The following is a 24,261-nucleotide window of genomic DNA, read 5'->3' as shown; positions in this document are numbered from 1 at the left end:
ATATCCTAATCAGAAAATGAATTAGGTGTTCTAAATGAACCGCCCTGTGCGGAGCCGCATGCAGGGTGGTGTGGGGGCTGGAGGCTAGATACCTCCGGCTACCCGATTATGCACCTTTGCTGATAACTCGATACTTAAGCATTGTCTGCATACCTAAATTAGTTAATAGCCATTGTGCTTGTGGATGTTCGTTATCAATTTCAATTAATCCCAAAGCTAAGAATTGAATTCGAATCGTATATAAATCCTGCTCATTTACCAATAATGAAGTCATGTTAATATTATTACAGTCAACCTTACTAAATTGTTGCGCAGTAAATTGATTAACATCACTATCAAAAGCTTTATCTGCTATAAACGGTGATATAGCACTAAAAATTTGGCTCCACGAAACAGAATTATGCCATTTGCAATATTGAGTTTGTTGCCCCATAGATCTTGCATATAAACTATACGAACCATTTATCTCAATAGTACTATCCCAATCGGCTAATTCCTCTTTTGGAATCAGTGGTTGAGATAGCTGACTTTCCTGAAGTTGCAATTGCAGTTCATCATTACGTTTTCGTAGGTTATTAATTTCAATGAGTAACTCAGGGGAAGCTGCTGAGTCCCCTCTAACCCAACCAACTGCTGGAAATAATCTCATCGTTTTATTTAAACTGAGTGATACCTCTCCTGGTAATTGAGCTGCATTATCCCAAAACCTAACTAATCGACCATCACTAACCTTTGATCTAAAACTTTGGAGTTTATTATAATTATCTTCTTCTATTTCTGATTTTGAGCGAGGCAGGTCATCTGGTGATTTATGCAATAAAGCAATTACTTTAATACCTTTACTCACGGCATAATCAAATTCTTTTTCGGTATAACTGAGACCGTCATCAGCCGTAGAACCATATCGACCACCAATGATAAGTAAGTAATAATCACAATCATCAATTATACGCTTAATGAACTCCCACTGTTCCTCATCTGCAGCTGGAAATAACTCCATACCAGCAGGAATACAATCCATTTCCATTAATGTTTGTAAAACACTTTGCCTTTCTTCCTGAAGATCAACATAAGTTGAACTTACAAAAACTTGATAACGCTTATCCATATATTCTCTTCATTTATTTGGTTAACCATCACCATATGGCTCTGGTGCATAACATTTGTATAGTGCGCATGCGCGTATATCTGGCAAAACGCGCATGCACATTTAATAAACCTATTATTTGATTTTTACTGAAGAAAAGCTATTGATTTATAAGCACTCTACCAGATTGTTGCTGGATAAACGGGCACAAAAATGAGCAAAGTGAGCATTGGTATTGATGTCTTATCGAAAGTGATCAGTAACAGCCATTTATCGATTAGCAAAAGTAGGTCAACTGGCTCGTCACTGTTCTGTGCAGCTTATCGCCTGAAACTGATAAAGGGGCACTTCTAATTTAGAAACCAAACATCTCAGCCAAATGAGTACACCAATTATCTGTGCAGATACAGCTGAATCCGTCGAAAACATGGTGAGAGATAACGAAGTTATCAAGCTCTCGAACAAGAGGCATTGATGCCGAACTGGCGTTTAAATAGAGATATTGTTTGTTTTCGTTGAGCCTACATGGACGTACTTAAGGCGTGCTTCAGCAGTGTCTGCACATCCGCCCGCGGCAGGCGATTAACCACTCTAAAGCGACAATTTAGAATAAGTACTCCTGTAGCAAGGATCCAAAAAAATGTAACCAGCCTTTATTCCAAGGCGATTATTTCATTGTGACCTTGCCACCAACCATCTTAAATGCTGGAGCACCGCGAATTAGCGTGTCTCTAGCGAATGTTTGGTCGCAGCTCGGACATTGGCAGGGCGTTTTGGTGTAATCATCAACAATACGTTCTTTAAAGCACTTAATTAGTGCGCCTTTGCCCCCTTTTCGATACTTAAACAGTTGGGTTTTACATTTGGCGCAGAAGATCTCAACAGTCTTTGTTGGGCCTTTCTTATTTGGTTTCGCCATAAATTGTCCTCGTTAATTTAGCGCTATTTTGCCATAAACTCTGGCTAAATAAAGCGAATAAACAAGCAAGCCTTATTAGGTTAATTCTTAATTTTTGTGGGTAGTTTCCTGCTCTATTTTACGTAAAGCTAGCTTGCTGATATGTACAAAGGCAAATTCAAATGACTGTTTAACATTTTTGCAACTCAGTTTATGATGATTAATATCTCTATATTTACCGCTAGGAAAGCCAAGGCAATGCATAAAATAATAAAAATAGCGCTAATTGTTACGTCATCATTAGCTGTTATGACTGTGGCCGGTTCATATTGGGCATTTTCACTTAGCCTTCCTGACTTAGATAAAACCATTAGTAGTGAAAGTATTAGCAATAAGGTCAGTGTTGGACGAGATCGTTTAGGTACGGCTATTGTTCATGCTGATAACCGTCAAGATGCTGCTTATGGCCTTGGTTACGCCCATGGGCAAGACCGTTTTTTTCAAATGGATTTATTAAGGCGAAATGCGGCAGGTGAACTTGCTGAGATTTTTGGTGAAAAAGCGCTTAACTTAGATAAGCGTCGTCGCTTTCATCAGTTACGCAAACGCGCTAATCAGATTGTAGAGACCTTAACCCCACAGCATTTGTCCTTGCTAACGATCTACGCTAATGGGGTGAATGATGCGTTAGCTGCTCAGAGACTCAGTTCATTTGAATACATACTTACAGGTGCAGAGCCTAAACCATGGCAAGCTGCTGATAGCTTGCTAGTTATTTTTAGTATGTATTTAGATTTGCAGGGTAATACCATTAAACGGGATTTAGCTTTAACTCAAATAGAACAACTATTTGGTCAACCTATGCGCCGATTTTTAACACAGCCAAGCCATTATCAAGCGGCTTTAGATTCCAGTTTAATCGCGTTGGATAGCGCGGCTATTCCGCCACTGTCTCCGATGTTACTGAGTCAGGCTATTGATAGTATGATTGAAGAACCACTGGAGATTGGTAGTAACAATTGGGCGATAACTGCCGCCTTGAGTGACAATGGTAAGGCGATGTTATCAGATGATATGCACTTATCCTTTGCGGTACCCATTATCTGGTATCGAGCTCAGCTTAATTACAGCCTTAACCAAAAACAAAATGTGCAGATCACAGGAGTGTCGCTTCCTGGCGCACCGGCGATTGTTGTTGGCAGTAATGGTAATGTTGCGTGGGGCTTTACCAATGCCTATATCGACACTGCGGATTGGATAGCCTTGGATAAAAAAACACCTACTTATATTGAAAATGAGCGTATTGCTTTGCCTGAAGGTGAGGTGATGTTCGAGATTGAAATGTCGCCCTATGGCCCAGTAAAGCAACTTGGCGAGCAACGTTATGCGCTTTCTTGGGTTGGACATCAGCCTTATGCTGTTGATATGCAGCTTGTGGAGTTAGATAGCATTACCAGTGTTGAAGAGGGACTTGAATTAGCATCAACGATGGGTATTCCGGTGCAAAACATGTTGTTGGTCGATGACTCTGGTAATGCGGCTTGGAAACCCGCAGGTGCTTTCCCATCTAGAACTAATCCGAGTGATATAGCAATTTCAACCAAGGAGTATCAACCAGTCAATTGGCAAAAGCGTAATCAACAGTTACCTCAGGTTTTAAATCCAGAACAGCATAGATTATGGTCGGGTAACTCCAGGGTAGTGTCGGTGCAAGAACATCAGATTTTAGGTGATGGAGGTTATGCCTTGGGAGCACGCAGCACGCAGATTAAAGATCGTTTATTTGAGTCAGACAGTTTTGCGGTTGATGATTTTTATCGGCTACAGTTAGATAATCAAGCGCGATTTTTACAGTCGTGGCAAAGCTTGTTACTTAATCATCTTGAGCGAGATCCTAAGCTATATGCTGCAGATATTGAGTATGTCAAAAACTGGCAGGCTTGCGCTTGTGCTGATTCTGTTGGATATACTTTAGTGCGCCATTTTAGAACGCAACTTATCGACAGTGCATTTGCTCCACTTGAGACAGAACTTGCCAATTACAACCAAAGTTTAGCGCCGATAAAGCGTAATCTTGAACCTGGGATTTGGCAACTTATTGAAAATGAACCAGAGAGTTGGTTACCGTCAGAGTACCAAACGTGGGCAGAGTTGATGTTGGCAAGCTATGTTAAAAGTCGTGACACATTGCTGGCAAAATACAGTGAGCAAGGCCATTTAGCAGATCTAGCTTGGGGTAAAGTGAATCAGCTTAAGATCCAGCATCCATTTTCTAAACAAATCCCAGTACTAAGCCAATTACTTGATATGCCAGTGGTAGAAGGTTTTGGTGATAGCTTTATGCCTGCGGTACAAGGCGCATCATTTGGTGCATCTCAGCGCTTTATTGTACAGGCCGGTGATGAGATAAATGCCATCATGACAGTGCCAGGGGGGCAATCAGGCCACCCATTATCAGCGTTCTATCGAGCAGGGTTTGAAGAGTATGCGACTCAGCAAAGTACGCCGCTTTTGCCTGGCGATATGACGCATCAATTACAGATCTTACCCAGTAGCGTTAGCTCGGTAAATCAATAGCTAATCCTAGCGCTGATCGATTTACTGCGTTGTATGCTGTAGCTTGGTATGCCATGGAGCATGTCCAAGCTGCTGTTTTAACAGATTAACAAAACCAGATATTCGTGCAGATCTTTCTTTTAGAGGGCTACTGAGTAGTGCAACAATGTTGGCGTTTGGTAAGCTATATTCAGGTAATAAGCGTACGAGTTCTCCGCTGTTGATTTGCGGCTGTACATCCCACTCGGATCGCATAATAATCCCCAGCCCTGCCAGTGCCCAGTCTTTGATAACTCGTCCCTCATTGCTGGCAAGACTTGGATTTATTCTTATTTCTTGGTGCGTGAGTTGTTTATTGTGACTAAATTGCCATAAGGTCACGTCTTCATTATTTTCTCTTAATGCGATGCAATGATGTTTAAGTAGATCTTGCGGCGATTGCGGGTAACCCATTTTTTCAAGGTATTGTGGCGATGCACAGATAAACCGTTGGTTTGTGGCTAAGGTGATCATTTTTAGTGAGGAATCGTTTAGTACGCCAATATAAATGATGATGTCCCATTTATGGTGACTTGACCAATTAGGGTTATCTGATAGCTCCAGTTCTATATCTAGTTGTGGATGGCTAAGCTTGTATTGAGCTAGCAGGGGAGCGATATAATCATTACCGAACCCTAGAGGTGCGAGTACTCTTAACTTGCCAGAGACTAATGATTTACGTTGATCAATTAGCTCTTGTAGCTCATCTAAACTCTGTAAAATATTAATGCTTTTATCGAGCAACAGTTGACCTTCTTCAGTTAAGCTGACAACGCGAGATGGCCGCTGAATAAGGCTAATCGATAGTTTTTTTTCAATATGCTGCAACCTTAAAGTGACTGAAGGCGGAGTGATATTTAATGTTCGCGCCGCATCAGCCAAAGTGCGATGACTGGCAATGACGACAATAAAGCGCAGATCTTCGCTGCTAATCATTTGGTTTAAACCTAATCTATATCTTGATAATAGTTAATATAAAATAAATGTCTGCTGGTGGATACTGAGCATTAAACAAGAAGTTTGATGTCTTTCAAATACTTTGAATATAAGCACTTTCCAAAGCCTCACGAATACAAGCCACTGTGGCTAGGCATCAAACTTGTCAGATTGATTGGTGAACTAGGATATTAAAGATGCCATCTACTCAAATACTTTCCACTACTCAGCAAAGTCAGTATCAAGCAATTGATACACCGTTTTTATATGTAAATAAGCCAGTATTTATTAATAACCTCAGTCAACTACGTCAAAAAATTGAGGGGCTTGGCTCAAGTTTACGTCCACACTTTAAAACCCTAAGATCATTAGAAGCGGCACAGTATTTATTACCAACTAAAGACTCACCAGTTACGGTGTCAACGGTAAAAGAAGCTGAGGCCTTAGCGGCACAAGGCTATAGCAACATTATCTATGCGGTAGGTATTGCAGATGGCAAGCTACCTCGAATAGCTAAAATGCTTAGTCAAGGCATTAATGCTCGAGTGCTGCTTGATAGCGTTGAGCAGGCTCAGCAGCTGAATCAATTTTGTGAAACTAACCAATGCCAAATTCCAGCATTAATTGAAATCGACTGTGATGGTCATCGTGGCGGTATTCCACCAGAAGCGGCTAAGTTGATTGAAATTGCTCACTTGCTAACGTCTGGTGCAGCCAGTTTTCACGGTGTGCTAACTCACGCTGGTGAGTCTTATCAGTGTTTTGAAAAACAGCAATTAATTGATGCGGCGCAAAATGAAGTTGCTGCGGCTGTACAAGCTGCTGAGCGCATTCGCGCTGCGGGTATGCAATGTGACATCGTCAGTATTGGTTCAACACCAACAGCGCATAGCTATCAAAACCTTGATGGGATCACCGAGGTTAGAGCGGGTGTGTACACCTTCTTTGATTTAGTCATGGCAGGATTAAATGTTTGTCAGTTAAGTGATATTGCCGCGACTGTAGTGACCAGTGTGATTGGTCATAATCATGATAAAAATTGGATATTTATAGATGCTGGTTGGATGGCTCTGTCTGGTGACAGAGGTACCGCTGAGCAACCTAAAGATTGTGGTTACGGTTTAGTGTGTGACGACAATGGAGAGGTATTAGCAGGGCTGCAAGTGATTACTGTTAACCAAGAGCATGGCATTATTGCTACGGTAGATGGTAGTGAGATTAACTTGACGCAGTTCCCTGTAGGCTGTCGCCTGCATATTTTGCCTAATCATGCTTGTGCAACAGCTTCAATGCACGCCAAGTATCATGTTTTTGATGCTAACAGCGGCAGTTATGACGTTTGGAATAGAGTACAAGGTTGGTAATATGATCTATTTATCTGAAGCGCAAACATCAAAGCTTATCTCCCATGAGCTGGCTTACAACGCTGTTAAAGAAGCGTTTGTCGCTGCCATAGACGATAAAGCAAACTTGTTCCCTGTGGTTAATGCTGAAGGGGCTAACCCTAATGAGATGTTTTCACTCAAGTCGGCATCAACACCTGAACTCGTAGGTTGGAAAACGGGTAGCTACTGGCCAGAAAATCAAGATAAAGGCTTACCTTGCCATGGCACCAATGTATTCCTACTCGACCCATTAACCGGTATGTTGCAGGCGGTGATTGCTGCCACAACCGTTAATGCTTACCGCACTGGTGCTGCAGATGCGGTCGCTGTTAACTATTTGGCAAGAAAAGATGCCTCAGTACTAACCATTTTTGGTACTGGGCATCAGGCTGAATATGAGGTGTTAGCTGTGAGCAAGGTTCGCTCATTGACTAAGGTATTGGTAGTGGGCCGTAGTGTTAGTAAAACTGAATTCTTGGTTAAGCGTTTATTAGAAAAAGGCATTAATGCCGAAGCTTGTGATGCACAAGCTGCTTGTGAACAAGCAGATATAATTATCACAGCAACCACGGCTCAAGCGCCTTTATTTGAAGCGCAGTGGGTACAACCAGGAACGCATATTTCTGCAATGGGCGCTGATAAAGTGGGTAAGCAAGAGTTGCCAACTGACCTATATAGTCATGCTCGCTTGTTTTGCGACTTTGCTTCTCAATCTATTGTTATTGGTGAGTTTCAACATAGTAGAAATACGCCGATAATTGAGATTGGTCAAGTGATAAACGAGTCCGCAAAAGGACGTCAAAGTGCTGATGAGGTGAGCATTTTTGATAGCTCAGGTATTGCGATCCAAGACTTGTTTGTAGCGGCTCATATTCTTAAATTGAGCCAGAGTGGCAGATAAAACTGTGGTATAAAAAGATTAATGCTGGCCTAGCTTAAAGGGCTGTAATAACAGCCCTTTAAAAATGAAGTCGTATTTATGGTTGTAATGAACCATCAGCATTATAGAACGCATCAATGATATCTATTGCGCCAGTTTTAAAGTTATATTCCATTACTTTTGTTGATTCACCACGCTGAATAAAATACAGGTCGCGATAAATACACTCATCTGCACGATACGTGTAAGCAATATCGACATCTGCGGTCATTAGGTCGGAGTCTGTAACCGCCGCAATTGTAAAGTCAGTGGTAGTAATACCATGCCAAAGCTCTTCACAGGCTGTAAAGGGGTGAGTGCTGGTACCAGAGGTCGAATATGGAAATCCGGTCGGGCTTGACGCCACATCGCCTTGGCCAAACCCTGCGAGTTTTTCTACAGCTGTGGAGTTTCCTGCGGCGGCCCAACCACTATGATAAAGCGATACTGCACTTTCAAAGGCGGCAAATTGGCCTGCCATTGCTGATTTTCTGGCATCGTCCTGTAAGTTAATAAACTTAGGTATTGCGACGACAGCTAATATACCGAGTATGATAATTACGATTACCAATTCAATTAATGTAAATCCTTTTTCATCTGATTTCATTGTTATATCACTTTTTCATACTAGTCATAGAGTTAGAGCTGCAGTCTACACCTTCATTTCTATGATTTATTTGATCTAGGTTTAAAAATGAAATTTATTGCGTGTTGAATCAATAAATATAATGTTCGGAATTAGAGGCATTTAACTGAAAGGCAAGCTTGCTGATTGGAAGGCTGCTTATAGCTAATTATAAAGTTTAAGTTATGGCTGATCGCTTGGATTGCTGGATTCACACTCTTCAATCCTATCTAGCCTAATTGATACTTTTCTATATTGATTCCGACCAGCATCTTTGGCTTGATAAAGCGCTTTATCGGCGAGGAGTGAAACTTGTCTGCCAATTACATTAGAGTTGTTTTTAAACTGGTAATCTTCGATGGGGTCAACTTTGCACGCACCGAGGCTAATGGTGACATAGGGAGCGGTATCTGAGCTTGGGTGAGGCAAAGCTAAATCTTTGAATGACAATAGCATCGCATCGAGTTTAGCCTGTAGAGGTTCATCTGGAATGTCTCTAAATAGCATTATAAATTCTTCTCCACCAAAGCGAGCACACATGTCTTCAGCACGATAGAACTGTTGGGTCAGTGTCTGGGCAACTTTAATTAAGGCTGCGTCGCCAGCTAAGTGTCCTAAGGTATCGTTGTATTGTTTGAAATGGTCAACATCGGCAATAATTAAGGTAAAGCCTATCTGTTGTCTTGCTAATAATTGGCAATAGGTTTCAAGTCTTTGCTCAAAGCTGCGGCGGTTTGGGATATTAGTCAGTTTATCAATATAAGCTTGTTCGTTAAGTTGTTTGGTTTGTTCTTGAATCGTGCCCATTAGCGCATTGAAATGAGTTGCGACTTTGATTAGTTCTGTAATGGGGTAATGGTATCTCAGCTTCTTAATTTCACGGCTTCGATCCATATCTTGAATATCAATCGCGAGCTTTCTAACGGGGGTGACTAAAAAATATGAATATAGAGAATAAGCGAGAATTAACAGCATCGACATTTCTGCAAGTAAAATAAACACATTTGGCGCTAATAGAGGGGGAGCTTGGGTGTTGGTGTGGTAAAGCACTAATTTGAAAAGCGGTTTGCCATCGACATTTTTAATCAATCGCTCGGATGTTGGCGATAGTTTAGCGAGTTTAATATTAGAGCCGAGAGTGGGCAGGTAAGTGTCAGTGCTCTCTATATCGGCTATTTCTACTCCAGCTGCGGTATATTGTGAAAGTTCGCTAATAAAAGATTTATCAATTAATCGAATGAAAACCAAATATCCAAGTTGTGCGCCGCTACGGTCAGATTTTAGAATACTGGTAGAACTGTATATCGCTGGGCCATAGCGAGTGGCGATTATACCATCGGTTGACGGTACATTATTAGGGTTGTCGATAGGACTGTTTTTCGGTGGAAAAGCTTGTTTGGTTTGTGGTGAAAGAGCAATGTTTTGCGGGTATTTATTAAAGTCCATTAACTCAAAGTTAAGCGAAGTATCATTACGGTGGTTGAAGCCTTTAGTAAACATCGGCTGGTTTTTAGGATTAAAAATAAATACACCATCGACCTTTAGACTTTTGAAGGTATCGTTGGGGAATTCATGTTTTTCATAATACCTTTTTGCTGTAGCAGAGTTAGACTTCATATAGCCGTAGGTTCTGTCCCACACTGCGTAGTCGTAATTAATGGTTTGTAGCGGTTTACTCATTTGCTGAAATGCGTAATTTAGTGATGTTAGTTCTTGTTCTGATAATTTGAGCAACGAACTTTCAAGTACTGGCAGTTGTACCCAATATCTAAAGGCGAAGATTGCTGCAGCAAATAGGATAAAAATGGCCGCAGAGATCCTAAGTTGTAATTGATTAAAGGTTTGAGACTTTATTTTGACGATAGTAAGGAACCTTTGTAGAGCTAACCCATTATATGAGTAAAGCTCAATAACTAATCTCTAGCCAACTTTTATACCTAGATAAAGCAGATACCTCGTTGTTTTACTGAGGAACTTGTTCATTCTTCATCAATGCAAATGAGTAGTATTATTAATGAGGTTACTGAAAGTGTTTATTGCCTTTCGGTAATATAAAAAGCCACTAATAACATTAGTGGCTTTTAGATAGATTTGCCTTTTTATAAAAGCCGCTCAAGGCTGACTTTCTGCTTTCTACTAGTCGATTAAGCCATTCTTTGAGTTGGTTTCCAACGCACTAATTGTGCTGGCACTTTAACACCTTGTGCCTTATGTTGTGAAAGGTTGAATTAATGCGATTCAAGTACGCAGCGCCGTACATTAAGTGCTTGGCTAAATCGACTGCGTTACGGTCTTGCTTGTTTTTGAATGAGTTATCTAAATAGCTGCCTTTTGCCCATTGGTTAAAGGCGACTAGAGCTGCGTCTCTGGGGGGGGGGGCGGCGTCAAAACAAAAAGCCACTAATAACATTAGTGGCTTTTAGATAGATTTGCCTTTTTATAAAAGCCGCTCAAGGCTGACTTTATGCTTTCTACTAGTCGCTTAGGCCATTCTTTGAGTTGGCTTCCAGCGCAGTAATTGTGCTGGTACTTTTACGCCTTGAGCAGTCAAAGAATTAATGCGATTCAAGTACGCAGCGCCGTACATTAAGTGCTTGGCTAAATCGACTGCATTACGGTCTTGCTTGTTTTTGAATGAGTTATCTAAATAGCTGCCTTTTGCCCATTGGTTAAAGGCGACTAGAGCTGCGTCTCTGGTGATTTTCGGCGTGAAAACAAAAAGCCACTAATAACATTAGTGGCTTTTAGATAGATTTGCCTTTTTATAAAAGCCGAACAAGGCTGACTTTCTGCTTTCTACTAGTCGCTTAAGCCATTCTTTGAGTTGGCTTCCAGCGCAGTAATTGTGCTGGTACTTTTACGCCTTGAGCAGTCAAAGAATTAATGCGATTCAAGTACGCAGCGCCGTACATTAAGTGCTTGGCTAAATCGACTGCGTTACGGTCTTGGTAGTTATCTAAATAGCTGCCTTTTGCCCATTGGTTAAAGGCACCAAGCGCCGGACCTGCCCAGATTTGATAATCCATTTCACGGCCTACTTCGCCAGAATTTGACCAGCGGCTTGAAAGCCCTAGGTACCAACGGAAAATCAGCGCCATTTTACGCTTAGGGTTGCCCTCTGCACGTTCAATTTGCTTAGGGTCACGCTCATTAAAGTGCGCCACAGTACCCGCCCAAATCTCATCTAGGTTTGAACGGAAGACTTGTTTTTCAAGCTTTTCACGCTCGTCTAATGGAATCGCTTCAATTGAGTCGTAGCGGGTGTAGATCTCGTACAGCTTGTTAGCGCGCATTGGAAATAGTGTGCCGCGCTTAACCACTTGAAGTTTTACGCCCATCTCGAACATATCTGCCGCTGGCGCCATAGTCACATCGGCCATTTCAGTGGTGGCCAGTAGCTTACGAGTGTGCTCGCTGGCTCCAGCTTCAACACAAGCTTGGTTGATAGAACCGGTAACAATATACGCCGCGCCCATGTTAAATGTTGCCAGCGCTGCATCGGGTGTACCAACGCCGCCGCCACAACCGACACGAATGGGGGTGTCGTACTGGTATTTAGCTTGAATTTCTTCTTTCAGCGCTAAAATTGTTGGCAGCAGTGTCACTAGTGGTCGGTTATCCGTGTGTCCACCAGAGTCGGCTTCTGCGGTGATGTCATCCGCCATTGGCACAAGTTGCGCTAGCTCCATCTGCTCTGGGGTGATAGAACCGTCATCCACTAGTTTTTGTAGCATTTTAGCTGGCGCTGGCATCATAAACTTTTCAGCCACTTCGGTGCGGCTAACTTTAGCGATAACCTTGTTACCTACAACGACTTTACCCTGTGCATCGCGGCTTAAGCCTGCTGCGCGGTAATAAACGATTTGTGGCGTTAGGCCTAAGAAAGCTGAGGCTTCAACAGTGCGCACTTTATGCTTTAAAAATAGCTCAACGCTGCCACGCTCTAATGCTGGCTCACTTGGACTATGGATAAGGTTGAACATGTAAGGGCCATTGGGTAGCGCCGCTTGAATACGGTTAATCGCCGCTTCTACGCGACTAGGGATAAGACCGGCTGCGCCAAATGAGCACAAAATGCCTGCTTGGCCTAAAGCGATAACTAGTTCTTCTGATGAAATGCCGTTCGCCATTGCGCCAGCATAGTAAGCGTATTTGACGCCGTGAACGCGGCGGAAATTGCTGTCGCCTAGGCTTTCAGTACCCAAAGCCGGAGTAAAGGCGCTCACTGGAAGATCAGTGCTGTTAGCTGCTTGTTCAGTGACAATGTCTGCAGTTTGTGCAATACCGAAGCCTTGCTCACTGTGGTTTACCACGTAACATGCACGGCTAAAATCTTTAAGTTGTTGTTCCATCACTTGCACGTCAAAACTGATATTTGACTCTGTCACAGCCCATGGCCACGGAGAAAGCATTTCGTTAGTTGCTGTAGGATTCATTATTTGTAAGACCCTTAATTATTTATATCGAGCTTGCGGCTCTTAGCTGTTCTTTTAACTAAATTTTCAATCTAATTCATTCACTTTTTAATGGTTTAAATCGCAGCTAGTTACTATTAAATCATTCATTATATAAATCGAGTTAGGACGTAGATACTTTTGCTCAATTTCCAGAAAAAAGCGCGCAGCCTATGAATATAGGTGAGCACTTTTGACACAGAAATTGAGTAAAATAGCCAGTCACTCACTCCGATTTAAACAGATTCTTCGATGCAGATGGCAATATCAAATACTTCGTATATGCGTAGACCATCTTTACTCAAGCTGGCATTACCTGTGATGACTTTCTTACCATCTTCATCTTTGACTGAAGTAATGCTCACATCCATCGACATCTGCTTATTCAGCGGGTTAATTTGACCGCGATACTTCCACTTGATGTTAGAAAGAATTTGACCAAACTTAGGATTTTTGAATCCTGCGCCTAAGTCTTTTGAAATTGCATAAGTCTGCATGGTTTCAATAATCGCTTCAACACCTAGTGAACCTGGCATTACAGGGTCTTGATGGAAGTGGAACTGGAAGAACCAGTCGCTTGGGTCGATTGTGCGCTCTGCGTACAAATAACCTAAACCTTCAGTGCCGCCATTATCAACAATCTCAACGCTATCGATAAAGTTCAGCTGACCACCGGCTAGGCGGTAGTGTGGCTGGTTAGCTGGCGCGTTAAAGTGACGGCCGCTCTTATCAAGCAGGTTGACTTTTGTGGTTGCTGCCACGCCATTAGCGACATGCCAAGGCTGAGTTACTTTGCCGTTATCTAGGCCGAGTTGATCTTTAAGCGCATCACCCTTGAAGTAACCAAATACCGCGGTACCGCGATAGAAAGGTTCACCGTCAGTGCTTAGCTCGAAGCTAAAGCTTTGGATGATGTTAGTCCCTGCCATAACGGTTGATAATAGTCGCGAGTCATTACGAATTGTCTTACCACGAAGGTCAACATCACGCAGTAGCTCACCGCTACCATCTAAGTTACGGAAGAATAGCTCAAGGCCCGGGAAGCCGAGGGTTGTACCCATGTAACCAGAGATAAAGCCGTTAGGCTGCAGTGAGATCTCCATCAAAATCGAATACGGCATCACTGCGCCGTGGCTGTTTTTATCGAAATACCAAGCATCTGCAGGTACTTCATATTCAGCAATACACGATGATGGCTTTTTAAAGTCGCCGCGCTTACCGTTGACTTCGATAACGCGAGTGGTCACCTGCAGGTCACCACATGGTGTACGTGGTGGGATCATGCCGCGGTAGATAGCGAACTCTGGGCCGAAGCAGTTTTCGATATTACCGGTGGCAAACTCAAACATGTGATACGGCGTAAACGGTACGGTATCAGGTACTCGGTTCGGGTAGTCTGGCGTAATTGGCGCTTCAACGTGTGAAATCGGAATAACGCCCTTGTTTGGTTCTTTAGTTAGATCAGGAATTTGCGCCATTAATGGCGCATTGACTGATGCTGGCAGGTATACTTTTTTGCCAGACGCAGCAGGCGCTTTATTAACTGACGCTGAAGGCTCCGACTCTTTGTTTAGAGAAGCCGCAGGCGCTTGTGTTGATTCAGTCAAAAGTGGATAACGAGTACACTCATCTTCCTCTTTAATCATCACACCTAGGTTTTGGAAATCCACTACCGCTTTGCCGTTGAGCAAGATATCGATATTAGCTTTAGCATATGGGCGCGGGCTGAAACCAATTTCAGTCACTTCCATACGGTAAGTCAGTACGCCAGATTGTGGTAGCACTTGCCCGCGACAGCGTACTTGCTGTGAGGCGTTTTCAAGTGGCTGGAAGCGACCATTTTGAGTTTGGGTGTGCATACCAAGGTGCAGCATATAGAACTGCAGTAATTGGCCACAACCTTCTGCCATCAATGAGCCAGCCATCACTTGGTCGCCCTTAAAGTGACAAGGGAAATACCAGTGGTCTGCTTCAAGCTGCTTATGGCCTTCGATTAAACCTAGACCCCAAGTACCGCCTGTGCGATCAACCTTGCTGACTTGTTCAATCATCAAGAATTTTTCTGATGCGAAGCAAAGAGACGGCTGGTGGGCGCCACAGTGGCTTGGGCCAAAACAACCTGCAATATCAGCCGTTAATAGCTTATGAATATCGCCATAGCTAAACTGAGTTTTAGGGCAATCAAGTAGTGGGTTAAAGCGCTGCTTTTGCACTAGGCTACGAGCTTTAATCTCTTCTTCAGTGCGAATAACTCCTTTACCGTCGGCAAGTTCTTCATCAGTGAAGAAGCCAGCACAACCGCCATCCATCTTGAGGATCATTTTGTCGCCAACAAAACACTCATACGAGAAGAAGAACAACAAGGTGTCGCCGTTGCGAGCATAGTTGTTGATCTTAATGTCATAGCGCAGCGTGTCGCCGCCACGAGGCAAGTCACCTAAGAAGGTGAGGGTACAATCAAGTAAACGATAAACGCGATCGCCTTTGTTCTCAAAGTCGATGCCTAAGTAGCTGATAAGCATTAAGTCACACTGACCAGACTCAACTGCTACCGCCCAAGGAATTTGCCCATCAACTAGATACGGCGCATCAACAGGGATGTCGTATTCAGTCGTCATTGAGCATGGCTTAAACTGATTCATGGTCGCATCAAGTTTAGTCACGCGCGATACCAGCAAGTAGTCGGTGGTTGGCAGACGTACGCGGCGTGAGTAGCTGTCGATAATCGCATAATCACTGCCAAATACCTTAGCGATATCGCCTTCTGCGTACTCCACTAAATCGGCATAGTTCCAGATACACGGCTTTAACGCTGGTACAGGCGGGGTGTAAGGCGGCACATTAGCGTGATCAGGCTTTAACTCAACAACACTGTTTTGCACTGGTGCAGCTTGCATTGGAGTATGAGTTGCTGCAAGTGTTGTAGCTTGAGCATCGATGGCTTGAATATCGACGGCCTGAGTATCGATAGTTTGCCCTGTTACTTGGGCTAGCTGCTGTTTTAGCAGAGCGTCAGCGACCTTCATACCGGCATTGCGGCTCTCTAGAAAAGCTAAGTGAGCTTGCTGAGTGAGCTGTTGATTGTGTTGGAAATTAGCGAGATCGCCAGTGCTAATATTTCCAGTAGCAGTATCGCCAGTAACACTATCGAGAGTCTTGTTTGTTGTATTTGCTGTATTAGCAATGGTATTTGTTGTCATTGGTGGGGTACCTAATTCGCGTTTGGGTGCCTGAGCGGTGACGCCAATGTTTGCAGTCTGTTGTGCTGCAATTGTTATTTGTGGCTCTACTGAGCTTTCCGTTTCGAGTGAGCCAGCCGTTTCGAATGAGCCTGCGGCCTTAATCGGTTTAACTTGGTTGACCACGGTCGATGCTGTCGCTTGCGCCATCTTTTGCGTAATCACGTCAAGGCTTGCAAGCGGCGTATCAACAATATGCTGGTAGATATCGCGGCCACCTAAAGTGACTTGCTTAACCAGCTGGTGTTTTGCATCCGATTTAAGCTCACTGCTTAAACGCGCAGTTAATGCTTGTTGTTCACTAGCGGTTTGGCTAATCAATAGCTGTGATAATTGGTTTTCACTAATATTGTTGATTAGCGCGCAATTGGCTTTATTGGTTTGGGCTACAGCATTTAAGTTAAGTAAGCCGTGTAATAGGCTTGCCATACCTGCTGCGGCAAAGCAGTGACCAATGCGCTGCTCAGCAGCAGTATGAGTAACCTGCGGTGCTGCTATTGGCGCTAATTGAATTTGGCTAGCAGGTGCAGCCATGGTTTCAATCACTTTAACCGTATTAAAGTTGGTGGCAGTTTGGCTCAGTAACTTGTCGGTTGCTAAAGCGGTTTCAGCAGTTTTAGCAAATCCAAGCGCATCAATTTGACCGTATGAGCAGCCAGATGTCGCTTCATCTTTAACAAGCACGACCGCGCCAGCACCTTCACCTACATTCCACTTATTCGCGTCGCGGTTTGGCTCAATTGCGACCGGTGAAATAGCATTTTTGAGAATGATTTGCTCAAAGCTACCTGATAGATCAACTGCTGCAATGACTACCGCATCAAGGTTATCTTCCATGATGAGATTTTGCGCCACATCGATACAGCGACTCACCGATTGCTCTGCGGCAGAAATGGTAAAGGCTGGACCATTAAAGTCCCATAGTGACGCCACACGTGACGCCATAATATTACCAATAAAGCTGGTGTACTGATTCAGCTTAGCTGCATCAAGTACGCTGTCCATGGCAATGGCTTCAAGCGCTTGGTATTCATCCGTTGATAAACTGACGCCCATGGCAGCAAGGCTTTGTGCTAGCTGAGTATGCAAGTTAACGCGGCCGCGGAACTGATGCAGTTCAAGTTCGGTTTCCATTGCTACTAATACCGCCACTTTCTGCCCAGGTTCTAGCTTGGCATCACGAATCGCTTCGTCTGTAACACGCATTAGCATTAGCTGCTGTGAGATCAAACGATCATCTTCGTTAGGTGGCAGTTTAAAGCGTAAAAAGTCTAACTCAAAGTTATCGACATAGGCACCTTTTGGCGCTGCTGCTAATCCAAACTCAGCCAGTAATTCACTGTGCTTTTCAAGGCCTTTCCAGCGCTTTTTCGGTAGTTCGATAAAACCGTTACCGTCTTGAGTCACTGCATTATTAAGTGCATTGATACTGCTAAGCGAACCAAAGTGTGAGGCAAGGCCAACCACTTTTAGCGGCTCAGCTTGACGCGCGGCTTGAGTGGGTTTTGTCTTTACAGTCCCTTTGCCATTGTATGACTCAAGCAATAGGTGAGCATTACAACCACCAAAGCCAAAAACCGATACGCCGGCGTGACGACTTCTCACTCCAAAATGATTATTCGATGGTTTATCTGGCCAGCCTTGAACCATGCTAGGCAGAGTTGGTTTACCAAACAGTTTTTTCGGCGAAGCGATGGGATCACTAATATTGATACTTGGCGGCAGGTAACCTTCTTTCATGGCGAAAATCATTTTCATGATCCCCGGCATGCCGGCTGCGGTTAATAGGTGGCCTAAGTTAGACTTGGCTGAACCAATTAACGGTGCATCAGTACCTTGCAGCTTGTCTTCAAAGAAGGTTTCCATTGAAGTGAGCTCAATCTTATCACCCAGCGGCGTACCTGTTGCGTGGCACTCAATCACTTCAATGTCTTTTGGCTCAATATCACTGGCGGCATAGGCACGTTCAAAGGCTTTTACCTGACCTTTAGGGTTCGGGCTTAATACAAACTGGCCTTTACCGTCGTTTGAAAGCCCAACGCCACTGACAACCGCATAGATTTTGTCATTGTCGCGCTCTGCATCTTCAAGGCGTTTAAGCACTAATACGCCAGCGCCTTCGCCGGCAAATAAGCCTTTACTGCTGCCATCAAACGGTACTGAAATGCCGTGATCTGGGTAGGCGTGAAAAATCGAGAATCCCATGTTGATAAAGAAAGGATCCGCGCCAGAGACTGCTCCAGCCAACATGATATCGGCCTTGCCTGTGCTTAAATAATCACAAGCAAGCTTTAATGAGTAAACCGAACTTGCACAGGCGGCATCAAGGCTTAGCTGTGCGCCGCCAAGACCTAACGCATCGGCAACCACTTTTGAGCTGTTATGAGCAATGGCACCATTGGCTGCGTTTAGGTTGCTTTCATTTGCTGCTCGAGCTGTATGGGCATTAGTTGGGCTTAACTTAAATGCTTTTGCGCCGAGTTTATCTTGCAGGGCTTTCTCAACCGCGCTGTGATAAATCGGCAAAAACAGATCGTTGGAGCGGGTAGTTGGGAACGATAAAGCGCCCATTACTACACCTGTGCGGCTTAAGTCTGCGCCGTTGATATCAATTCCGGCATCCGTTAACGCATTGCGGCTGGTGTCTAGCGCCCAAAGAAAGCTGTCATCTAAACCAGTTAAGCTTTGCTCTGACAGCTTGTAGCCCGCAGGGTTAAATTGAAAGTTTTCAATATAGCCGCCTTTATTACAATAAAAGCGGTCGGACTGGCCTTGTACACCTTGATAATCGCTGCTGTTAGCACCGAGTTTTTCGTTAGTTAAGGTGCTGCGAGAGTCGCGTTTATCCAGCAGGTTCTGCCAAAATTCCTGCGGGGTTTTAGCATCTGGATACAGAGTGGCTAAACCGACAATGGCGATTTTGCTTTGTTTACTGGTTTTACTTGCGTTAGTCGCGCCTTTTCCACTTTGGGAAAGAGGGTTAGAAGCATTGTCTGGTAATGACATTAGACTTCCCCTTGAAGTAAATGGTCTTGGTTAGACTCAATCGCAGTTGACTGCTTTGCCGCCGAGTGGGCGATTAATTGGCAATGCGCTAGCTCGCGCTTGAGTCCATCAATAAATGGTTGCAGCGATAACGGCACGTTATGGCTAATTAATTGGCCTATAGCCTTAATCACGCTGGTAATGTCTTGGCTACCCTTAGCGTTCATTGGCACAGTGCAACAAGGCTGATGTTTTGCACTGCTGGCACTATCTTGTTTAGCAATCTTGTCGATCAAGGTGCAGTTTTGTCTATCCGCACCGATTTCAACAAACAGCTTCGCGCCCTGATGTTGGGCGTGATGTACTAGCGCGGTAAAGTCCAAGGTTTGGCAGAAGGTGTCGGCAATAGACTGAGCAACGACTAGGCTGCTAAGTGCTTGCTCACTCACCGTTTGCTTAGCGGTTAAATCTGCGGCGCTGATAAAACCTATTTCACTAGGAAGCTCAGCTTTTAACGGTTGCAGATAAAAATCCATCACGTTTTGATGCTCTTGCATTGCAGGTTGCGTATGCATTGCTGTTACGCGATTGGCTGCAATACCGCGTTTGCCCAGTGCTGCAAGCAGTGCTTTGCATTGGGTTTCACAGCCCGCAATGACGCAGGTGTCACCTTGAATAATCGCGAGGTAAGCGTGTGGGTAATCTTTTAGTAATGCCTCAATTGGCGCAGCTTCACTTCTAACCACAAAGCTATTCCACTGGATCTCTGCGGCGGTGTCATCAAGCTGCCAAGCCTGTCTAACAGCGGTTAATTTGCCGGAAATAGCCGAAGTGAAAAGCGGGTCGGTTTGGGTTTTGCTAATTAGCGCATGCGGGTTTTGCCATACGCCTAAGCTTGCCCACATTGATGCTTCACCCATTGAGTAACCTAAAGCAAAATTAGGCTCAATATTAAACTCATCGGTTAGCAGCTGAGTTAACAAGTAGCTGCTACCCACGCCAGCAATGGCTAAGTCACCTAAGCTCATCTTGGCGGCATGTTTAGGGTCAAGATGATAGATATCTTCAGCTTGTAGCATCGACTTTAAATCGCCTTCACGCTCAAGTTTGGCGTAAAGAGCAGGGAAGTACTGATGCAATTCATTAAGCATATCGGCATAAACCGTACCCACACCAGGATAAACAAAAGCGAGCCCCGCTTGGGCGTCGTTATCGCTATTACCAAGCGGTGTTAGGCTCAAATAACTACCCGCAGGGGTTTTATATTGACTTAAGCTACCATGACTTAAATTAGCGTTTGTTTGCTCAGCAAAAAGCGCTGCTAGTGCATCGTTCAGCGCATTTAATTCTTGTTTAGCTGCGACGAATGAGCTCGCTTGAATAACAGCCTGATAAGCGGGCTTATTATGGCTACTAAACAGTCTCGCAGCGTTAACCAAATTGTCATGCATTATGCTGAGCAGCACTTGTTGATGTGCTAGAGAAAGCTCACCAGTCTCTGTTACCTGCAAGCTGGCTAATTGCTGCATTAGCTTAGCTATCGATGCTGCAATATCTTGCTCACTATTGCCGGGCAAGATAAACATTAATCTTTGGCCGCTTAGCATCGACTTAGGTGCTAATGAGCCTGTGCCTTGGCTTAGCACATAGCTGGTTGCTTGTTGGCCATTCACAAAGTTGATGGCGGCAACGCGGTTTTGATGAAACTCGCTAAACCAATAGTGGCTTTTAGCCTGTTTAGCACCCAGTTCGACACCTTGATGAACAGCTTTTCTTACATGGGTGCGGCTAGCAAGTTGCTGAATAAGTGAATAAACCTCTGTGAACTGCTGCTCACTATTGAGGTTCTCAAAACACTCATTCACGCTGACATCACTTAAGCTACGTTTGGCTTGTATAAGAGACTGGCTTAGCGCATTAGCTGGCAGTCCATCTTGACTCATTGGCGTAACTTCAGCTTGTTGCATAGCAGCAAGCTGCGCATGAGGATGGATCCGCATTTGCGCCGCTTTTAATGCAGGTAGCATCAACAAAGCATGAGTTGCTGTTGCAAGCTTGACGATATAGCCATTGTTAATTGCGTTGGTCGCAGCATTTAGCTGCGACTCAAAGCTGTTGGCATCGCTATCATCGGAGATAGTGATGCTGAGCATTTCAGGTGACGGTGCACTGTTAAGTAGGGCATTTAGCTCTGGCTGCACTGTTTGATAGCTCGCTAAAACGGACTGGTCGACAGTGTTAATATCAAACTGCGGCGTTGGCAGTAAGATAAGTGCGATGCGAAGTGGCATCACACTTGTATTAGGCGTTTGTTCCACTATTTCGCCTCACTGTCGTTTGCTAGCGCAGCAGGTAAAAATGCGGGGTTTAAGCTTTTGCTAATAGTGATTTTAGCCGACTTAAACATGGCACTTAACTCGCCGTTAGCTCGGTATAGCGCAACATTGGCTTCAAGTGAGCGTTTGTTATGCTTAATGACTTCAAGCTCAATGGTACCGGTTTCACCAAATGCCATTGGCTGGTTTGAGATAAACTCACCAATGCTGGATGGCAAGCTTGCCGCGCCAGTTTTAAGTCTTGCCCAAACTAGCATGGCTTGCAGTAGCAAATCCTCAGCAAAAGGCTGACTACCACCCACATGGGCTTGCGGCAAGAACTCTCCACAATCGCTAAGCTTTACCTGCGGTAATGCAACGTTGGCAATTAAACTTTGCTCATCAAATTGCACCACAGATTGGATCCCTTGTAGACGCGGCCCGTGGAACAAGGTGCCGTTACTATAAAGTTCCTTCGCTGTGGTGATCACCTTAGCTTTGCTTAAGTTAAACTGCTTGCTAGCATGCCCAGTGGTTATGTTACCTACAAGTGTTGCTTGATATTGTGGGCGGCCATTACTGCTGATCAACGCATTCAGTGTTGCATCTTCACCTGTTGGCGTTAGCTCAAGGGTTAACTCTTGAGCAGCATCGGTTTCAAATACAATACCTTTTAGCAGTTTGTAATTTATGACTTTTACTTGAGCGCCAAGCATATCGCTCGCCGCTTCACGCATCCAGTCAATAGCACATACCGTTGGCAGCACGCTGTTACCGCCAATGCGGTGATCTTCAATGAAGACCATCGCACTCGGGGTTAATGTTCGAGTAACAGTGACGGCTTGCAAAGGTAAATTTTGTGCGTCAGCACGCGGATGCGATGCAGTTAGCACCTCACCCGCATTAAGCTTTTTTACAGAAGCAGTCTCAGTTGCTTTTGTATCGCTTCCGCCTTGCATTGATGTACCAATTAGCAACTGTACGCCTGTTTCACCTAATAGCTGAGTCGCAAATAGCTCTGCGCCCGCTTTAAGTGGAATGACGTATACGCCACGGTCGGTAAACATCTTTTTAAGCGCAGGGTTAACCATGCCGCCATCCCAAGGGCCCCAGTTAAAGCTCATTACTTTAGCTTGTGGGTTACGTGCAGTGAACTGCAACGCTGCCTTGTTAAGAATGTCGTTTGACATCGCATAATCGCTTTGGCCGGTATTACCGTAAAAACCAGCGGCCGATGAGAACATTGCCAGCAGTTTAATCTTACTTGGCTCAAGTGCTGCCAGTAATGCCTTTAAGCCATTGACTTTAGTGCCGTAAACTTTAGCAAGTTCAGCAAGAGTCTTGTCTTGAATATGCTTGTCGGCTAGTACGCCCGCACCGTGAATAAGACCGGTGATTTCATTTGAGCGACCATTAAGTGCTGCTGTGATTGCTGCGCTGTCGGTAACATCCATGCTAACGTATTCAGCTGATGCACCAACCTCGCTAAAGGCGGCTAGGGCTGCATTAATCTCAATGCTGCTCTGTACTGGCCACACCGCGGCTTCAACTTGCTTTGGCGTTGGCTTTTGACCTGTAGAGATAATATGAGCAATGGCGGCTGACTTTAGCTCGCTGGTTTGCTTACCTGCAGCCCAGCTTGGCAAAGCTTGTAATTCACTACGGCCTGCTAAGATAAAGTGCGACTGAGTACGTTTCGCCAGTGCTAGTGCACATTCAAAGGTTACGCCTTTTGCGCCCCCAGTCACCAGTATTTTATCTGTACTGTTAAGCTCAGCTTTTGCTGTTTTGTTTGCAGCTTCTCCGGCAACTAAGGTCACTCGAGTTAGCTCATCTTTTTTACCGAAAGAGATACCCACTTCAGGAAGTTGAGCGTTGCTATCAAATAGTTCGCTAGTGATCGCATCGGCTAAATGAGTTGCATCAACATCTGTTGCAATATCGAGCGCACGACAGAAAACCTGTGGCCATTCATGGCTTAGGGTTTTAGTTAACCCTGCTAATGCAGCTTGGTTAAGTTCTGCACCTTTTAAAGCGTCAGTATTTAAGTAACCAAAGCCGCCGTCGATACGGCTTACTGTTACAAAACAGCGACGAGCGTCTGATGCAGCTACGAGCTTTGGTTGCAACAGTTTAGCCCACAAGAACGCATTGCTCACGTGAGTAAAGCTTTGCCCATCAAGGTTAACTGCTGTTTGTTCAGCGGTATTCGCTTCTGGTTGCAAGTGGATAAAGCCACCAATAGTGCCAACCTCAGTTTCAATCTGCGCGATAACTGCAGCAATACTTGTCTCTAGCTCAGACTCATCGCTTGAGGTAAGTTCAAAGCTGGCAACGTCACTTGAAAGTGGCGATTGAGGCTGACCTTTAGGTAAACGCACAACGGCAACTTTAAGACCTTGTTTAATTAGTTTCTCAGCTAAAACACCTGCGTTGTGACCATCATCGTTGATCACAACACTTGCGTCTGCGGCGAAACAATTTTCTAGCTTGTCCGCCGCATTAAGCTTTTTTAGCGCTACCTCGCTATGAGGAGGAAGCTCTACGGTTGGTTCTGCAGAAGTAGCTGCTGGTGCAACAGTCGCAGAAGCTGTAACAGCAACTGATGAAAGCTTTGAGTTCATGTAGCTAACGATTTCGCCCAGTGTACGACACTCAGCTAGATCTTCAGGATTAAGCTCTGGTAAACCTGGTAACTCATCTTGAACTGTACCAAGAATTTCAACGCGTTTAATTGAGTCGATACCTAAATCGGCTTCCATATCCATGCCAAGTTCAAGCATTTCAGTTGGGTAGCCAGTCTTTTCGGCAACCACAGACATC

The 24,261-nt window shown here is 44.3% G+C and carries 11 protein-coding genes and 3 pseudogenes; 3 read left to right on the top strand and 11 right to left on the bottom strand.

The window, feature by feature from the left end:
• Nucleotides 1–106 precede the first annotated feature (106 nt).
• Complete coding sequence (locus tag L2747_RS21130) at nucleotides 107–1,108, bottom strand: DUF4062 domain-containing protein (RefSeq protein WP_249000898.1); 1,002 nt, start codon at nucleotides 1,106–1,108, stop codon at nucleotides 107–109.
• Between the two features lie 646 nt (nucleotides 1,109–1,754).
• Entirely contained in the window at nucleotides 1,755–2,006 is a 252-nt protein-coding gene (locus tag L2747_RS21125) for a hypothetical protein (RefSeq protein WP_249000897.1), read from the bottom strand.
• A gap of 237 nt (nucleotides 2,007–2,243) precedes the next feature.
• On the opposite strand from L2747_RS21125, the gene L2747_RS21120 reads away from it, so the two are divergent.
• A complete protein-coding gene (locus L2747_RS21120) occupies nucleotides 2,244–4,562 on the top strand; it encodes a penicillin acylase family protein (protein WP_249000896.1) in 2,319 nt (772 codons plus the stop codon).
• Nucleotides 4,563–4,583: 21 nt separating this feature from the next.
• Here L2747_RS21120 and L2747_RS21115 read toward each other — a convergent pair whose 3' ends face one another.
• Nucleotides 4,584–5,516 carry a LysR substrate-binding domain-containing protein gene (locus tag L2747_RS21115; protein WP_249000895.1) on the bottom strand — a complete coding sequence of 311 codons (933 nt, stop codon included), beginning with the start codon at nucleotides 5,514–5,516 and terminating at the stop codon, nucleotides 4,584–4,586.
• A gap of 197 nt (nucleotides 5,517–5,713) precedes the next feature.
• Between L2747_RS21115 and L2747_RS21110 the strand changes: the two genes are divergently transcribed.
• The gene (locus L2747_RS21110) at nucleotides 5,714–6,880 is read left to right on the top strand and encodes a DSD1 family PLP-dependent enzyme (protein WP_249000894.1); all 1,167 of its coding nucleotides are present in this window, start codon (nucleotides 5,714–5,716) and stop codon (nucleotides 6,878–6,880) included.
• Nucleotides 6,849–7,802: an ornithine cyclodeaminase family protein gene (locus L2747_RS21105; protein ID WP_249000893.1), complete on the top strand. Its 954-nt coding sequence runs from the start codon at nucleotides 6,849–6,851 to the stop codon at nucleotides 7,800–7,802. Before L2747_RS21110 ends, L2747_RS21105 begins: the two co-directional genes overlap by 32 nt.
• A 76-nt stretch (nucleotides 7,803–7,878) precedes the next feature.
• Here the strand turns inward: L2747_RS21105 and L2747_RS21100 are convergent, their stop codons facing one another.
• From L2747_RS21100 to pfaA, 8 genes and pseudogenes are all read right to left on the bottom strand, one after another.
• On the bottom strand, nucleotides 7,879–8,427 hold the full coding sequence (locus tag L2747_RS21100) for a prepilin-type N-terminal cleavage/methylation domain-containing protein (protein WP_249000892.1): 549 nt from the start codon (nucleotides 8,425–8,427) through the stop codon (nucleotides 7,879–7,881).
• Nucleotides 8,428–8,628: 201 nt separating this feature from the next.
• Nucleotides 8,629–10,125 carry a sensor domain-containing diguanylate cyclase gene (locus L2747_RS21095; RefSeq protein WP_249000891.1) on the bottom strand — a complete coding sequence of 499 codons (1,497 nt, stop codon included), beginning with the start codon at nucleotides 10,123–10,125 and terminating at the stop codon, nucleotides 8,629–8,631.
• A gap of 464 nt (nucleotides 10,126–10,589) precedes the next feature.
• Nucleotides 10,590–10,804 (bottom strand): annotated as a pseudogene (locus L2747_RS21090) (2-nitropropane dioxygenase); the annotation flags it as partial.
• A 123-nt stretch (nucleotides 10,805–10,927) separates the two neighbouring features.
• Nucleotides 10,928–11,131 (bottom strand): annotated as a pseudogene (locus L2747_RS21085) (2-nitropropane dioxygenase); the annotation flags it as partial.
• 121 nt (nucleotides 11,132–11,252) lie between these two features.
• The gene (pfaD, locus tag L2747_RS21080; protein ID WP_249000890.1) at nucleotides 11,253–12,881 is read right to left on the bottom strand and encodes an eicosapentaenoate synthase subunit PfaD; all 1,629 of its coding nucleotides are present in this window, start codon (nucleotides 12,879–12,881) and stop codon (nucleotides 11,253–11,255) included.
• 254 nt (nucleotides 12,882–13,135) lie between these two features.
• Entirely contained in the window at nucleotides 13,136–19,144 is a 6,009-nt protein-coding gene (gene pfaC / locus L2747_RS21075; protein ID WP_249000889.1) for an eicosapentaenoate synthase subunit PfaC, read from the bottom strand.
• Nucleotides 19,144–21,441, bottom strand: a complete 2,298-nt coding sequence (gene pfaB, locus L2747_RS21070; protein ID WP_249000888.1) for an eicosapentaenoate synthase subunit PfaB — start codon at nucleotides 21,439–21,441, stop codon at nucleotides 19,144–19,146. Before pfaB ends, pfaC begins: the two co-directional genes overlap by 1 nt.
• Nucleotides 21,441–24,261, bottom strand: a pseudogene (gene pfaA / locus L2747_RS21065) (eicosapentaenoate synthase subunit PfaA); the annotation flags it as partial. The pseudogene pfaA and the gene pfaB, both read right to left, overlap by 1 nt.

Origin of the sequence: Shewanella marinintestina, from assembly GCF_023283845.1 — a bacterium.
Lineage (GTDB): Bacteria > Pseudomonadota > Gammaproteobacteria > Enterobacterales > Shewanellaceae > Shewanella > Shewanella marinintestina.
The sequence above is the reverse complement of the archived record's forward strand: the minus strand, read 5'-3'. Positions and strand labels throughout refer to the sequence as shown.